Source organism: Qipengyuania sp., from assembly GCF_965277845.1.
In the GTDB taxonomy this organism is placed as follows: domain Bacteria; phylum Pseudomonadota; class Alphaproteobacteria; order Sphingomonadales; family Sphingomonadaceae; genus Qipengyuania.
In genome coordinates this window covers 295,016-310,909 of the sequence record NZ_OZ255844.1, presented here as the reverse complement: position 1 = coordinate 310,909, position 15,894 = coordinate 295,016, and the positions used below count along the sequence as shown (strand labels likewise).

At 62.6% G+C, this 15,894-nt stretch carries 10 protein-coding genes and 1 tRNA gene; 8 read left to right on the top strand and 3 right to left on the bottom strand.

Annotated features, from left to right (window positions below; genetic code table 11):
- From ACQY4G_RS01570 to ACQY4G_RS01550, 5 genes are all read left to right on the top strand, one after another.
- Nucleotides 1-1,167, top strand: a complete 1,167-nt coding sequence (locus ACQY4G_RS01570; RefSeq protein ID WP_425061702.1) for a type IV secretion system protein — start codon at nucleotides 1-3, stop codon at nucleotides 1,165-1,167.
- Nucleotides 1,164-1,934, top strand: coding sequence for a TrbG/VirB9 family P-type conjugative transfer protein (locus tag ACQY4G_RS01565; protein ID WP_421992569.1), 771 nt, complete (start codon nucleotides 1,164-1,166; stop codon nucleotides 1,932-1,934). The genes ACQY4G_RS01570 and ACQY4G_RS01565 overlap by 4 nt, the downstream gene beginning before the upstream one ends.
- Nucleotides 1,935-1,937: 3 nt before the next feature.
- On the top strand, nucleotides 1,938-3,068 hold the full coding sequence (locus ACQY4G_RS01560; RefSeq protein WP_421992567.1) for a TrbI/VirB10 family protein: 1,131 nt from the start codon (nucleotides 1,938-1,940) through the stop codon (nucleotides 3,066-3,068).
- A gap of 14 nt (nucleotides 3,069-3,082) precedes the next feature.
- Nucleotides 3,083-4,108, top strand: a complete 1,026-nt coding sequence (virB11, locus tag ACQY4G_RS01555) for a P-type DNA transfer ATPase VirB11 (RefSeq protein ID WP_291172432.1) — start codon at nucleotides 3,083-3,085, stop codon at nucleotides 4,106-4,108.
- 204 nt (nucleotides 4,109-4,312) lie between these two features.
- The gene (locus tag ACQY4G_RS01550; RefSeq protein WP_421992565.1) at nucleotides 4,313-7,249 is read left to right on the top strand and encodes a TonB-dependent receptor; all 2,937 of its coding nucleotides are present in this window, start codon (nucleotides 4,313-4,315) and stop codon (nucleotides 7,247-7,249) included.
- A gap of 60 nt (nucleotides 7,250-7,309) precedes the next feature.
- Here the strand turns inward: ACQY4G_RS01550 and ACQY4G_RS01545 are convergent, their stop codons facing one another.
- Entirely contained in the window at nucleotides 7,310-8,041 is a 732-nt protein-coding gene (locus tag ACQY4G_RS01545) for a queuosine precursor transporter (protein WP_067694183.1), read from the bottom strand.
- Nucleotides 8,042-8,103: 62 nt separating this feature from the next.
- Here ACQY4G_RS01545 and ACQY4G_RS01540 point away from each other — a divergent pair.
- Nucleotides 8,104-8,180 (top strand) — tRNA-Arg (locus ACQY4G_RS01540).
- 163 nt (nucleotides 8,181-8,343) lie between these two features.
- Here the strand turns inward: ACQY4G_RS01540 and ACQY4G_RS01535 are convergent.
- On the bottom strand, nucleotides 8,344-9,744 hold the full coding sequence (locus ACQY4G_RS01535; RefSeq protein ID WP_421992563.1) for a DcaP family trimeric outer membrane transporter: 1,401 nt from the start codon (nucleotides 9,742-9,744) through the stop codon (nucleotides 8,344-8,346).
- A 149-nt stretch (nucleotides 9,745-9,893) separates the two neighbouring features.
- Here ACQY4G_RS01535 and acs point away from each other — a divergent pair, with 149 nt between their 5' ends.
- Nucleotides 9,894-11,825: an acetate--CoA ligase gene (acs, locus tag ACQY4G_RS01530; RefSeq protein WP_421992561.1), complete on the top strand. Its 1,932-nt coding sequence runs from the start codon at nucleotides 9,894-9,896 to the stop codon at nucleotides 11,823-11,825.
- 4 nt (nucleotides 11,826-11,829) lie between these two features.
- Complete coding sequence (locus tag ACQY4G_RS01525) at nucleotides 11,830-12,468, top strand: response regulator transcription factor (protein WP_421992559.1); 639 nt, start codon at nucleotides 11,830-11,832, stop codon at nucleotides 12,466-12,468.
- Here ACQY4G_RS01525 and ACQY4G_RS01520 read toward each other — a convergent pair.
- Nucleotides 12,438-15,836: a PAS-domain containing protein gene (locus ACQY4G_RS01520; protein WP_421992557.1), complete on the bottom strand. Its 3,399-nt coding sequence runs from the start codon at nucleotides 15,834-15,836 to the stop codon at nucleotides 12,438-12,440. The two genes, ACQY4G_RS01525 and ACQY4G_RS01520, sit on opposite strands and share 31 nt — an antisense overlap.
- Nucleotides 15,837-15,894: the final 58 nt, after the last annotated feature.

Below are 15,894 nucleotides of genomic sequence, written 5' to 3'. Positions count from 1 at the left end.
GTGAATTGCCAACAGGCCACCGAGCAGGTCGGCAATGGTGTCGCCGCCGCACTGCGCGGGGTGGACTGTATCGCGGGCGAGGCTAGCGCGGCTGCCTTCGGCCGCCTGTTCGCGCCGGGCGGATCGCTCGGCACCGTGCTCACCATTCTTCTGACGATCTTCATCGCGCTGTTCGCGCTCGCACTGCTGACCGGGCGCACCAATATCGGCGTGCGCAGCCTCGTCCCCCGGATGATGACGCTGGGATTGGTGCTGACCTTCGCGACAAGTTGGATCGCCTATCAAAGTGTGGTGTGGAACCTCGCGGTCGCGACGCCCGACTATCTCGCGGGCATCCTGACCGGCACGCAAGGATCGGCTACCGACACTTTCGCGCAGAAGATCGACGTGGTCTTCATCGCCATCCAGGAAGCGAGCGCGGGAGCGGAAGACATCTCCACTTTTTCGCCCGAAGGAATGATGTGGTTCGGTGCGCTTCTCTTCATGCTCGGCACGGTGGGCCTGCTTGTTACCACCAAGATCGCATTGGGCGTGCTGATCGCGCTTGGCCCCCTGTTCGTCGTCATGGCGCTTTTCAACGGTACGCGGGGCCTCTTCACCGGCTGGGTCAAGGGGCTGACGATGTGCGCGCTCGCGCCACTGTTCGCGGTGCTCGGCGGCAGCGTGATGCTCGAACTGGCAGTTCCCATCCTTGCCGCACTCACCGCCGTACCCGGGCAGGTCGATCCGCAGGCGGGCATGGCCTTCTTCCTGATCGGGGCCGTGCACGTTGCGCTCATGATACTGGTGCTCAAGGTCGCCGGCACGATGGTGGCGGGCTGGAGCGTTTTCGGCCTCGTTCCGGACAGGGAAGAAAAACCGTCTCCCGCGGCCGCTCCACAGCAGGCCGCACCGGCCCCCGCGCTCGCTCAGGCGCAGTCGGCCAATCAGACAAGTTCGCAGGCGCGCAAGATCGACGTATCGGCCGTGCCGACCTCCTACGCCGCGAACGATCCCGGCGGTTCTGACGCCGGCGGGGCGCGCGTGACCAAGGTCTACGCGACCTCTTCAGGTTCCGCTCAGCAAGCCATCACTAGCAAGGCCCGCATGCGCGGTTCCGGCATCGGCAGCCGGTTCAAATCCGCCGCGCCCAAAGCCCTCGACCGATCCATGGAGAAACACGCATGATCCGCGCGCTCTTTCCCGCGCTCGCTCTCGCCCTGCTGGCTGCCCCTGCGGCGGCACAGGATTCGCGCCTCGTCGAGGTGATGTATGACGAGGCCAAGGTGGTCCGCGTCGAAGGCCGGGTCACGGTGCAGGCCAGCATCATGTTCGGCGACGACGAGGTGATCGAGAATGTTGCCATCGGCGACAGTTCGACCTGGCAGGTCACCCCCAACAAGCGCGCCAACATCCTGTTCGTAAAACCGCTGGATGCGCGCGCTTCGACCAATCTCACGGTCATCACGAGCAAGCGGACCTATCTGTTCGACCTCGTCGCCAATCCCAATGCCAAGCCGCTCTACCTGATGCGCTTCGCCTATCCGGACGAGCCCGAGGAAGAAGAGGCGCAGATGGTCGCCGCGCCCAATGCCATCGAGCGGCAGGCAGCGCGCGATCCCTATGCCGTGGTCGACCCGGCGGATCTCAACTTCGCCTGGAACGCGTCGGGCGATCCCGAACTGCTGCCCGAAAACACCTATGACGACGGCACGGCGACTTTCCTGACCTGGCCGACGGGCAAGGACGTGCCCGCGATCCTCGTGACCAATAGCGAAGGTGTGGAAGGTCCGGTCAACTTCACCGTCCGCGGCGATACGATAGTGGTCGACGGCGTTCCGCGAACGATCGTCCTGCGGTCGGGCGAGGATTCCGCCCAACTCATCAATACCGGGCCCGAACGGCCCGCTGCCAGTGCGAGCGGCAATCCCGCTCTCGCCTCGAAGGGGAGGTAAACGATGCGTCTTGCCATGCGACTGCCCGAGAAGAAGCCGGGCGACAGCGGCATCGCCAATGATGTCGATCCGCGCGAAGGTGCCGATGCAGAAGTCATCGACCTGGCGCAGCGCAATGCCTTTCCGGCGGTTGCGCGTCCGGCGGGAAAGTCCGACGCGCTCGGCCTCGTGGCGGGTATCGCGATCGTCGCCGGCCTCGGCCTGGTGACGCTGTGGAGCATGAATTCCGCCCGCGTGGCACCGCCCGAGGGGATCGGCGGCCAGCAGGCGCCGGTGGAGGCCGCACCTGCCGTGCCTCCGCAGGCGATCACTCCGCCGGCCCCCGCGCAAGCCGTCGCGGCCCCCGCAGCCCGGCCCGATCCCGCGCCGCAGCCGGTGCTCGCCGCGCAGCCTCAGCCCGGTCTCGCGGCCAATCCCTATGCTAACCCGACGGTAGTCTTCGACTCGGGCGCTTCACCCGCCACGTTGGCGATCGTCGAGCCGGGCACCGGCGGCGATACTGCTTCCGCCGGATCGACCGGCAATTCCGCGACCGATTTCGCCAGCCGCATCGGCGGCGTGGGCGGTGCGCCCGCGCAGGCCAAGGCGATGGTCAATCCCACGACCACGGTCACGCAAGGCACGCTGATTCCCGCGATCCTCGAAACCGCGATCGATACCAATGTTCCGGGCTACGTCCGCGCGGTGGTCAGCCAGGACGTGCGCAGCTTCGATGGGACGAAGATCCTCGTCCCGCGTTCCAGTCGCCTGATCGGCCAGTATCAATCGGGGCTGCAGAACGGCCAGAAGCGCGCCTATGTCATCTGGACGCGGCTGATCCGTCCCGACGGGGCCTCGGTCAATCTGGCATCACCCGCGATCGGGTTCGACGGGACGACCGGCCTTGCCGGCAAGGTTTCGGGCAACAGCTTTTTCAGGCGGTTCGGTTCGGCCATGTTGCTTTCCGTGGTCGGCGGCGTTGGTTCGCTCGCCACCGGCGGTGCGGCCGGCGTATTGATCGGCGGAACGAGCCAGTCGGCTGCCGCAACGGCGGCGGAGCAGGATGGCCAGCGCGGTCCGACCGTGCGCGTGCGGCAGGGCGAACCGATCCGCATCTTCACCGCGCGCGATCTTGATTTCTCCTCGGTCAGCTGAGCGAGTCAGATAGCGTGAGCGCCGACGTCCATCCCTTCCACCCGGACGATCATCCGGAAGAGGACGCACCGCCGGTTGACCTGCATGGCGAGCGCAGCGTCTACCTCGATGCCTATCTGGCGCCGTTTCGCGAATGGCTAGAGCGCGACACAGTGACCGAGATCCTCGTCAATCGGCCGGGCGAGGTCTGGGTCGAGGATGCCGCCGCCGGCGGGATACAGAAGATCGTGCGTCCGGACATCGACGATCGGTTGATCCAGCGCCTTGCCGAACAGGTGGCGCGGGTCAGCCACCAGGGCATCAATCGCGAACATCCGCTGCTCGGTGCAACCTTGCCCGGCGGTGCGCGTGTGCAGTTCTGCGGCCCGCCCGCGGCCCGCAAGCACTGGGCGATGGCGATCCGCAGGCATCGCCGCCTCGACCTGCCGCTCGATGCTTATGACACCGGACCGCTGGTGCCGCCGCAGCGGGGCGCCATGCCCGATGCGCAGGCAGAGCCGGTCGCCTTTCTGCGCGAGGCGATCCGCCAGCGCCGCACTATCCTCGTCTCCGGCGGCACGAGCACCGGCAAGACGACCTTCCTCAACGCCATGCTTGGCGAGATCCCCAGGCACGAGCGCGTCGTGCTGGTCGAGGATACGCCCGAACTCAAACTGCCTGGCGAAAACGGGGTAGGTCTGGTTGCGGTCAAAGGCGAGCTGGGCGAGGCCAAGGTCACGGCCAATGAACTCCTTCAGGCCGCCCTGAGGCTGCGGCCCGATCGCATCGTCCTGGGCGAATTGCGCGGCGCGGAGAGCGTCAGCTTCCTGCGCGCGATCAATACCGGCCATCCGGGTAGTTTCTCGACCATCCACGCCAACTCGCTTCGCGGCGCGCTCGAGCAACTATCCCTGATGGTCATGCAGACGGGAATCGGCCTCACCCGCAGCGACACGATTGCTTACGCGGCCAGCGTGATTGACGTGATCGTACAACTCGGACGCGACGGATCGGGCAAACGCGGCATTGCGCAGATCGCGGAGAGCCATACGCTCGTCTGACTGCGGTAAATCTGCATCACTGTTCGCGAGCCCGCGATGCCGTAACGTCAATTGCGCACGCAATCGACACCCTCGAACAACACTTGCCAAAAATATGTGGGCCTTTGCGCAACAATCATGCGCGAACCCTTGCGTGCATACGAATGTATGATAGCTATGGGACGATAGGCCGCAAAAGACGGCCACATGGAGAGGAGAGGGTTAATGAGGGTAAGGGCTTCCCTGCTCGCGGGGATCTGTGCGAGCGCGATTTCGTTTCCGGCATTCGCGCAAGAGGCTACCGACGACGATCTCACTGATCCGCAGTTCGGCAACACGGTCATTATCGTTACAGCGCAGCGTCAGGCACAAAGCCTGCAGGAAGTGCCGATCGCGGTCAGCGCCTTCGATGCCGAAGCGCTCGAAGCGCAGCAGATCGAGAATAGCTCCGATCTCCAGCTTTCCCTTCCTAATATCACCTTCACAAAAACGAATTTCACCTCCTCAAGCTTCACCATCCGCGGGATCGGTGACTTGTGCGTCGGCGTTTCCTGCGATTCGGCCACGGGCATTCACGTTAATGAAATGCCCTTGCTCGCTTCACGTCTGTTTGAAACCGAGTTCTTTGATCTTGAGCGGATCGAAGTGCTGCGCGGTCCGCAAGGAACGCTTTTCGGGCGCAACGCGACATCGGGTGTGGTCAATGTGGTGACCGCCAAACCTGATCTGACGGGTTTCGGGGCCGAGGCAGAATTTGAATACGGGAATTACAACAGTATCAAAGCGAAGGGCATGGTGAACGTACCCATCGGTGAGACGCTGGGCCTGCGCGTGGCGGGCTACTACCTCAATCGTGACGGGTTCGTAGACAATCTGGTCACGGGCAACGATATCGACGACCGTGATCTCTTCGCCGTTCGCGGCACCGTATTGTGGGAGCCTACTGCGGACACGCGCGTCACGCTGATGGCGTATTACTTCGAAGAGGATGACACCCGATCGCGCATTCAGAAGCAGCTTTGCAACCGCGATCCGACTGGGGTGCTCGGCTGTTTGCCTGACAGGCTCGACAATGGCGTTACCAACGCCAACTCCACGCTTGCCGGAGTCCTGGGCTCAAATGAGTTTCTTGCGATTGCCGTGAGCCCAGCATTTGCGCCGCTGGGACTTGGAAGCCTGTATGGCCCCGACGCCTTCACCAATGCCCAGAACCCCTTGGACTTGCGCACCGTTGCGATCGACTACGAGCCGACGTACTTCGCCCGCGAAGAAATCTACATGGCGAATATCGAGCAAAACTTCGGCGACATGACGCTTTCGTTGACGGGCGGCTATTCGAAGAATCGTGTTGATTCGACGAGCGACTACAATCTCAGCGTTCAGGATTCGCTGGCGAACAATCCCGGCCTGCTCGCGCTACAGGCTTTCGCGGCGGATCCGGCTTTGGGATTCGCCTTTGCACCGGTCGCCAACGCACTCATTCCGAATGGACCCGCAGGGGGAGTATGCCAATCGGCAACGGACCCGAACGGCGTTGGTGTCTTTGGCGGAAACGCGATCGGGTGTTTCGAGTCCAGCCTGAATTTCGACCGATCCGAGCAAGATCAGGAGCAGTGGAGCGTTGAGGCGCACCTCGACAGCGATTTCGACGGTGCCTTCAACTTCCTGATAGGTGCGAGTTATATCGATAGCAAGTTGACCAACAACAGCTACTATGTGAACAGCTTTGGGCTGGACTACGCTTCTGGCATTCTTGGCGCAGCAGTCACTGCGTCCGGCGCCACCGGAGGTGTTCCAGTCTTCCGGCCCACGCCATTCTTCCGGAGCAACTCGCCGCTGCTCGAGCTAAAGAGCTACGGTATCTTTGGTGAACTGTATTTTCAGGCGACCGACCGCCTGAAGATCACGGCCGGCTTGCGCTACAATAATGACGAGAAGTTCCTTCGCGCGCGAACTACGCTGCTGAGCGATGGGAACTCATCGGAATTCAGCGGGGGCGATGCCATCCTTGCCCCTTATGGCGCAACAAGGATCGAAGATGCACTGAACTATGCCTCGGCCGATTTCGATCAAGCGACCCCCGGAGCGCAAGAATTCCAGGAGCGCGAGGTTAGTTTCGACCGTTTCACAGGTCGCTTCGTAGTGGACTATGAACTGACGCCGGACAATCTGCTGTATGCGTCGTATTCGCGGGGCTACAAATCAGGCGGCATCAACCCGCCGCTTTCGGTTGGCTCGGTCCAGGAATTCTTCGAACCCGAGGATGTCGACGCTTTCGAGATCGGCTCAAAGAATGTGTTCGGCAATGGCGAACTTGTCCTGAATCTCACGGCTTTCTATTACAAGTACAACGGCTTGCAGCTGAGTCGGATCATCTCGCGTACTTCCGTCAACGATAACATCAATGCGGATATCTGGGGCTTGGAGGCGGAAGCGATCATCTCCCCGGCCCCCAATTGGCTCATCAATTTCAATGCCAGCTATCTCAACACGGAAGTATCTGAATCGAAGCTGCTTATCAATCCTCGCGATGTTTCCGCAGGCCGTAGCGATACAGTGATCATCAAGGATATCACTCTCGGAAGCAATTGCGCAGTCACGTCAGACGCCGGAAGCGCCGCCGCTGCCAATGGCTTCGTCGCGGCGATCAACGGTGGTATCGGGCTACAGGCTCCGACGCCTGTTCCTGCGACAAATACGACCGGCGCTTTCTCCATTTGCCAAGTGCTGTTCGATCAGGCTGCGGCAGTCGGGGCTGCATTCGGCGGGATCACCGTGTCCTCGGGCGTTCCGGTTGACATCAAAGGTTCGCAATTGCCCCAGGCGCCACAGTACAAGTTCTCTGTAGGGGCCCAATATACACACGAATTCGGCGATGGGATGAGCCTCGTACCGCGTGTCGACGTATCGTATCAGGGAGAAAGCTTCGGCAGCATCTTCAACGATAATATCAACAGGATACAGCCCTACGAAATCGTCAATGCGCAGATCCAACTGAATGGTCGCGATGAGCGCTGGTATGTGCGGGGCTTCGTACAGAACCTGTTCGACAGCGATGCGGTCACCGGCCTTTATGTAACCGACCAGAGTTCCGGCCTGTTCACCAACATCTTCACGCTCGATCCGCGGCGCTATGGCATCGCGATCGGTGCAAAGTTCTAGGATCACGCCTTCATCGGGGGAGGGAAGGGGCGGCCTGCGGGCCGCCCCTTTTTTTGCCGTTCAGCCCCTCGAAGACGCGAAGGGCGAGAAGTCGGTCTGCGTATCGAAGACCTCCACCCCTTCCGCGCGCTTGAGTGCGCCGACCACTGCGTAGGTTACCGGCGTGAGCAGCGCCTCCCATGCGGTCTTGATCGCCCATTGCGACAGCACGACCTGCCACAACAGTTCGACCGGCCATCCCGCGATCCCCCAGAAAGCCAGCGGATAGAAGATCAGGCTGTCGAGCCCCTGGCCGACCACGGTCGAGCCGATGGTGCGCATCCACAGGTGCCGACCCTGCGTCCAGACCTTCATCTTGGCGAGCACGTAGCTGTTGGCGAACTCGCCCACCCAAAAGGCGATCATCGAAGCAAGTACGATGCGCCAGGAATTGCCGAAGACGAATTCATAGGCCTCTTGCCCCGGCCATCCGTCGGCAGGCGGCAATTGCACTACCACCCAGGCCATGAATGCCATGAACAGCAGGGCAGCGAAGCCGGTCCAGATCACGCGCCGAGCCCGGGCATAGCCGTAGACCTCGGTCAGGATGTCGCCGATGATGTAGCTGATCGGAAAAAACAGCACGCCCGCACCGAACGACCATTCGCCGACAATCGGCAGCGTGACATAGCTCGGCTTCGACGCCCCGATCAGGTTCGAGAGCAACAGGATCGTGACGAAACCCGCCATCACCAGGTCGTAGTAACGGAACTGCTGCGTGGCGGTCGGGACGGACTGCGGTGCGTTTTTCATGGCAAAGTGGGTTAGTGCCGATTGGCCCGCCGCGAAAGGCGCGTTATGGCGTCCCCCAGAGCGCGCCCGTAGTTCAACTGGATAGAGCACGAGCCTTCTAAGCTTGGAGTTGCAGGTTCGAGTCCTGCCGGGCGCGCCACTTCCACGACCGGTCGGCTCGGCCTGGCGCGGTATCAGCGTCGATCCTGAGGTCCCGATGGACGAAAGAAAGACTCTTTAATCAGGAAATTGGCGGACACCGCGGAACGCGGCTAGCTCCTGAAGGGGGGCGAAATGCGTCCGTCGCTTGACGGGACTCACGCCTAGAAATTGTACCGGGTCGAAACCTGCACGCGCTGGAGATTGCCGCTGCGTCCGTCTTCGAGCGTTCGTTCGGCGTACATCAGTTCCACCCCGATATCGATCGGATCGACGGGCGACCAGATGAGATTGGCGAGCACGTTCCAGCTCTCGTCGGTCACCTGGTTGGTGGTCAGCAGGATCGGATTGTCGGCCTTGAAATAGGCGCCCGAAATGCTTGAGCGCAGCTTGTCGCTCCACAGGTGCCGGTAGGCGAGAAAACCCGAATAGGTGAAGATCGGATCGAGATCGCCATTGGCATCGAGCGCGGCGTCGTTGACGATATTGAGCCCGATGTACCGCCCGAGCCCGTCACCAGCGGTGGCCATGAACCGTAAATCGTCGCGCGGGCCGATCTTCAGCTTGCCTGCGACGCTTGCGCCATAGGCCAGCGCGCTGTCTGTGCCGGAGCCGAAATCGTCATCCGTGATCCGCAGGGTGCGAACGATCCCGGCAAGCGAGACCGAACCCCAGTCGCCGGCGAAATTGTAGCGGCCGACGATGTCGGGGAATGTGTCGTCGCCTGCCAGCACGCGCGCTCCGGTGGGCGAAGTCACTGTCGTCTCGGGTTGCTCCACCGCAATCTGCAGCCCGCCCCTGGTGTAGCGGATCATGGGCTGGCGATCGAACACCGTGCCCGGCGTCGCGCCGATGAAATCGAGGCTGTCGGGAAGGGCGCCCACATTCTGGAAGGTTGACCAGGCCTGGCCGAACAGCCAGTTGTCGTAGGTTATGTAGGCTTGCCGCAGGCGCGGGACATAGCTGTTCGAAATACGCTCGTCGCCGCCGGGCGTGACCATGAAATCCAGCTCGATATGCGACGCCAGCTTATGCTCCGTGCCGACATCGGTTTCGGTCTTGAAGAAGAATCGCGTCTGGCGCGCATTGAAATCGGTATCGAATCCCGAGGGGGCGCCGCCGACGGGGATCGCACCGGGGATCAGAAAGTCGCGAATGATGCTGCCATCGGCAACGTTGCCACCGCTGAACCGCTGCGAGATCGCGTCGAGCTTGACGTAGCCGCCATAGGCGACGGTGGTCTTGCCGACCTTGAACCCCTTGCCATCCTGCTGACTGGTTGCCGCGGTTTGCTGGGCGAGTTCCGCCTGCTGCGTCTTCAGATCCCGGGTAGCGGCGAGCAGTCCCTCGCTCTGCTCGCGCATCTCGGTGCGGATCGCCGTTTGCTGCGCGGAGTTTGCACCCTCCTGTGCGTCCATCCGCTCAAGCAGGGAACCGACCATCGCCTCGAGCCGGTCGAGGCGTTCTTCGACCGATGCGTCCTGTGCCAGCAAGGGGCTGGCGGAAAGGCAAGTGGCCGCCAGCAGGCTGGTGCGGATGGCGATCCGGAGCGTGGTGCGCGGCATGATTGGTCCCTCCCAGGATTGTCGTTGTGCGGAAGAGATTGGCCCAATGTTGTTGCGCCGGACAGTTAGCGAAACGTCTTACGACCATTGTCTGAAAGCCAGCCGCGCCAAATTCGCTTAGCTTTTCCGGCGCAAACGGGAGAGTCACGATGATCCAAGCCGTCAAACGTCCCCATGTCGATCACGCGACGCACTGCCGCGCCGGGCAATACGACACCATGTACCAGAGGTCGGTGGAGGATCCGGATGGTTTCTGGCTGGAACAGGCCGAGCGCCTCGACTGGTTCACGCCGCCCACCAAGGGCGGCGAATGGTCGTTCGATCCGGTCGAGATAAACTGGTTCGCCGACGGCACGGTCAACCTGTGCCACAACGCGGTCGACCGCCATCTCGATACGCTTGGGGACCAGGTGGCGATCATCTTCGAGCCCGACGATCCGGCGACGCCGGGCCGCACGCTGACCTATCGCGAGCTGCATGGCGAAGTGCTGCGCATGGCCAATGCGCTGAAGACGATGGGCGTCTCCAAGGGCGACCGGGTCACGATCTACATGCCGATGATCGTTGAGGGCGTCACCGCGATGCTCGCCTGCGCGCGGATCGGCGCAATCCACTCGGTCGTGTTCGGCGGCTTCTCGCCCGAGGCGCTGGCCGGCCGGATCGAGGATTGCGGCAGCCGGTTTGTCATTACCGCCGACGAGGGACTGCGCGGATCTAAGCGCGTCCCGCTCAAGGCCAATGTCGATGCCGCGCTGGCCGAACCCGATCACGACACCCCGCTCGACGGGATGCTGGTGGTACGGCACACCGGCGCCGATATCGCGATGACGGAAGGGCGCGATCACTGGTTGCACGACGTCGCCAGCGATGCCGAAGTCCCGTGCGAGGAAATGGCGGCGGAAGACCCGCTGTTCATCCTCTACACCTCCGGCTCGACCGGCAAGCCCAAGGGCGTGCTGCACACCACCGGCGGATATGGCGTATGGACCGCAGCGACGTTCAATTACGTGTTCGACTACCAGCCGGGCGAAATCTACTGGTGCACGGCCGATATCGGCTGGGTCACCGGGCACAGCTACATCGTTTATGGCCCGCTGATAAACGGGGCGACCAGCGTCGTCTTCGAAGGGGTGCCCAACTATCCCGATCACGGCCGCTTCTGGGACGTGGTCGATAGGCACAAGGTCAATATCCTCTATACTGCACCGACTGCGATCCGCGCGCTCATGCGCGAAGGTGACGACTTCGTGACGAGCCGTGACCGGTCGTCGCTGCGACTTCTCGGCAGCGTGGGCGAACCGATCAATCCGGAGGCCTGGCGGTGGTATTTCGAGGTCGTGGGCGACAGCCGTTGCCCGATCGTCGATACCTGGTGGCAGACCGAAACCGGCGGCGTTATGATCACGACACTTCCGGCGGCGCACGACATGAAACCTGGAAGCGCGGGCCTGCCTTTTTTCGGCATCCAGCCGCAGCTGGTCGACCATGAGGGAGCCGTTCTCGACGGTGCGGTCGAGGGAAATCTGTGCATCACCGCCAGCTGGCCGGGCCAGGCGCGCAGCGTCTACGGCGACCACGACCGGTTCGAGCAGACTTATTTCTCGACCTACAAGGGCAAATACTTCACCGGCGACGGATGTCGCCGCGACGAGGACGGCTATTACTGGATCACCGGCCGCGTCGATGACGTGATCAACGTTTCCGGTCACAGGATGGGCACCGCAGAGGTCGAGAGCGCGCTGGTGCTGCACGACAAGGTCGCCGAGGCGGCGGTGGTCGGCTACCCGCACGACATCAAGGGGCAGGGCATTTATTGCTACGTCACTCTCAATGCCGGCGAAGCGGGTTCCGACGATCTCTATGCCGGGCTGCGCCAGCATGTGCGCAAGGAAATCGGCCCGATCGCGACGCCCGACCACATCCAGTTCACCGATGGTCTGCCCAAGACCCGGTCGGGCAAGATCATGCGCCGGATTCTGCGCAAGGTCGCCGAGAACGATTACGGCTCGCTCGGAGACACGTCGACCCTGGCCGATCCATCACTGGTTGATCGATTGATCGAAGGGCGGCAAAATCGCTGACGCCATGGCACAGCGGATCATCATCGCGGACGATCATCCCCTCTTTCGCACGGCTCTCGGCCACGCGGTCGGCAAGGTCTGGCCCGAGGCCGCAATTGTCGAGGCAAGTTCCGCCGGCGAGGCCCGCGCTGCGCTTGGCGAAGGCGAGCCCGAAGCGCTGCTGCTCGACCTTCACATGGAAGATTCGAACGGTTTGTCGGTGCTGATGGACATGCGCCAGGATTTTCCCGCCCTGCCCATCGCCATTGTCTCGGCGAGCGAGGAAGCGCGCGTCTTCGCCGCAGCAAGCCAATTGGGGGCAGCAGCGTTCATTCCGAAATCCTCCGGGCTCGACGAAATGCGCTCTGCGCTCGCTGCGGTTCGGGACGGCGACAGATGGTTCCCTGATTGCGATGGCAGTGAGGACGACGATCTCGCGAAGATCGCCAGCCTCACGCCCGCGCAGCGCCGCATACTGGGCGCGATCCGTCAGGGCCTGCTCAACAAGCAGATCGCATATGAACTCGATATCAGCGAGGCGACGGTCAAGGCGCATATCACTGCGATCTTCCGCAAGCTCGGCGTCAACAATCGCACGCAGGCCGTGCTTCTGGCTGCGAAGCTCGACGTCGATCAGCCGGTGGCCGATTCCGCGTCGATGTGACTGCCCTCGCGCGAGCCCTGGACAAGACATGTCGAAATGAGGGCGCGGAGCGATGCCGGTGAAGAGGGCTTGAGCAAGCGGTTCGCTCCCATGTTGCGGGCTGCGATCTTGGTTTCCTCCGAGTCTTCTGCGGTCAGCAGGATAGCCGGAACCTTGCTGCCCCAGGACCGGCATAGGGCCGCATAGACGGTATCGCCGCGCTCATCTCCATCAAGCCGGAAATCCATGATGACGATCTCTGGCGTGTCGGGACAAAGGTCGAGCGCCTGCGACAGCGAGGCTGCGCAGATCGCGGACAAGCCCCATTTGTCGAGCAGGGCGGACGTTGCTGTGAGTGCCGAGCGGTCGTTGTCGACCACTAGCACGCGGGCGTCACCGAGAGCCTGCACCGGCTCGCGCGATGGCTGCTTGCGGCTCGCCTTGGCCCAATGTGTTGCCGGCATGTGCAGGGCGAACTGGCTTCCGCGCCCGGGCTGGGAAGTGGTTTCGATATGGAGGCCGAGGAGCCGCGTGGTTCGACGCACGATCGCCAGGCCGAGGCCGAGACCTTCGCGGTCGGTCGAATTGCCGCGATTGAACTCTTCGAAGATCGCGTCGCGATCCTCGGGTGCTATCCCGCGACCGGTATCCACTACGCACACGCGCAATTCCGGATCGCCGCGGCGCACGCCGATCACCAGTCCGCCTGTATCGGTATAGCGTATCGCATTGCTGACCAGATTGCGCAGCACGCTGGTGATCAGCGCGCGATCGGTTTTCACCCAGGCGCTTGTCGACACCCGGCGCAGCTTCAAGCCCTTCGCGGCCGCCTGCACTGCGAATTCCCGCTCGATCTCCAGGAGAACCCGGTCCAGCGCGACCGGCTCGACCCTCGGCACGATGCCCCCGGCATCGAGTTTCGAGATGTCGAGCAGCGTTCGGATCAGCCGATCCGCCGACACGATCGACCCATCGAGATCGCGCACCAATCTTTCGAGATCGCTTTTTCCGGCGACTTCTTCCCCCAGCGCCGAGGTGAACAGGCGGGCTGCGTTGAGCGGCTGGATGAGATCGTGACTCGCGGCTGCGAGAAATCGCGTCTTCGAACGGGTCGCTTCGGACAGCGCCGAATTGGCCCTGCTCAACTGCTCGGTTCGCTCGGCGACCTTTTCTTCGAGCGCCTGTTCGGCGCGGCGATCTTCGGTAATGTCGGTATATGATGTCGTGTAGCCGCCGCCCGGCGTCGGCGTGCCCACGATCCGCATGATGCGTCCGTCGGATTGCTCGCTCTCGATTCTGTGTTCGCGCCCCGCACGCATGTGTTCCAAGCGCCGCGTGACCTGCTGTTCGATCACGTCGGAAGGAAGGTCGGTTCGCTTCAGATTAAACCGGATCAGCTCGGCAATCGGCGTTCCGACGCACACCAATTCTTCGGGCAGGTCGAACAATTCCTGATAACGGCGGTTCCATGCGACCAGGCGCATTTCCGCGTCGACCAGCGCGACGCCCTGGTCGATATTCTCAATCGCGATCTGCAGCAGTTCGGCGCTGAAAGACAATCGCCGGTTGGTCTCGTCGAACATGGCGACGACCTCGGCCAAGGGAATGGGATCACCATCCGACCACGATCCCACCAACATCCGTGCAGAAGGTGTACCGATGACCCCTGAAATCGTCCGCTCGGCCATTTCGATCACCGCTTGATCGGCAGGCTGATTGTCGGAGTAACCGCCACACAAAGCAGCAATGCTTCTGTCGGCGTGTTCCCGCCCGACGAATTGAGTAAGGAGCAAACGCACATCGGCAACGCGCTTGTTCGTCGCCAGACGCGGGGTCGCCCCGGGCATCGGCGTCCCGACGAACGCCGCCGCCTGGGCAGCGTCGACCAGCGAAGCTTGCCGCATCGACGAGCCGATCCAATAAGCGGCAAGGTTTGCGCCCAGGCTCAGCATCACCCCGGAGACCAGAGGATCCGGGTGGATCGAGATAATCGGTGCCTTTTCCGTCGCTGCGGGCAGGATCAACAAGACGAGCCAAAGCGCGACCCCGACCCCGAGCCCCGCAAGCATACCCGCCTTGTTTCCTGCCCGGCTCACCATGCCGAGCACGAGGCCGGGGGCGAATTGCGCGGCCGCTGCGAAGGCGAGCGTGCCCAGCCCCGCCAGGCTGCCGAGCGCACCAAAGCCAAGGTAGAAGAGATAGGCGAAGAACAGCAGCGCGGCGATGACCAGTCGGCGGACCATCAGCAACCGCTCGGCAATCTGGCTCCGGTCGCCGGACCCGCTCAGCGCTCGGCGAAATGCAAGCGGCGCGATGATGTCGTTGGTGATCATGGTCGATAGCGCCACGCTGGCGACGACGATCATTCCCGCCGAAGCTGAAAAGCCGCCGATGAAGACGAGCAGGGCGAGGGCTTCGTTCCCGGCCGCAAGCGGCAAGGCGAGCACGATCGTGTCGGGGTCGGTGCCCGCGGGAAGCGCCGTCAGACCGGCCAATACGATCGGAATGATGATGATCGCCGTGACGAGCAGATAGGCGGGAAATACCCATTGCATGGCGGGTGTCGCGCGTTCGCCGCCTGCCTCGACGAAACTCATATGGAACTGCCGTGGCAAGCATAGGGCGGCGCATGCCGCGATGAGCGTGAGGGTCACGAAGCGTGCGTTGATCTGGCTGGTCGAAAAGACATTGCCCGGGTCGATGGCAGGTCCTTGTGCTCCGGAAATCACCATCAGCGCCAGCACAGCAACCGCAATCAGGGCAACCAGCTTGACGACCGCCTCCACCGCGATGGTGAGCACCATCCCTGCATTGTCCCCAGCCCGGTCCGCGCGCCGCGATCCGAACAGGATCGCGAACAGCGCCATCGATCCGGCAACCAGCAGGACCAGCTCGTCCGCTGCGACCTGGCCGAGGAGTTCGGGACTGAGCGTCAGCAGCGATGCGCCTACCGATTGCAGTTGCAGCGCCATATAGGGAAGCGATCCCATGGTCGCGATGATCGTGACCATCGCGGCAACGCTCGCGCTTTTCCCGTATCGTGCCGAGAGAAAATCGGCGATCGAGGTGGAATGCTGCGCCTTCGATTGTGCGAGGATACTGCGGACAAGGCCGAATCCCACGGTGAAGACGAGAATAGGCCCGAGATAGATCGGAAGGTAATCGAGGCCGGCAGTCGCCGCGGTCCCGACACCGCCGAAGAATGTCCAACTGGTGCAATAGACCGCGAGGCTGAGACCGTAGATCAGCCCAGCATGCCTCGAAAGAAAATCGGGCTTGCCGCCCGCCGTCGTTTCGGTCCGCGCGGTGCGATCACGCCAGGCTGCGAGCCAGAACAAGCCGGCCAGATAGAAGCAAGCTGCGGCGACCGCCGCGCCGAGCAACATCATTCCTCTCCTCTCACTAGGGGAGGCTACGCAAAATGGCGCGAGGTGCAAGCGGGTCGCC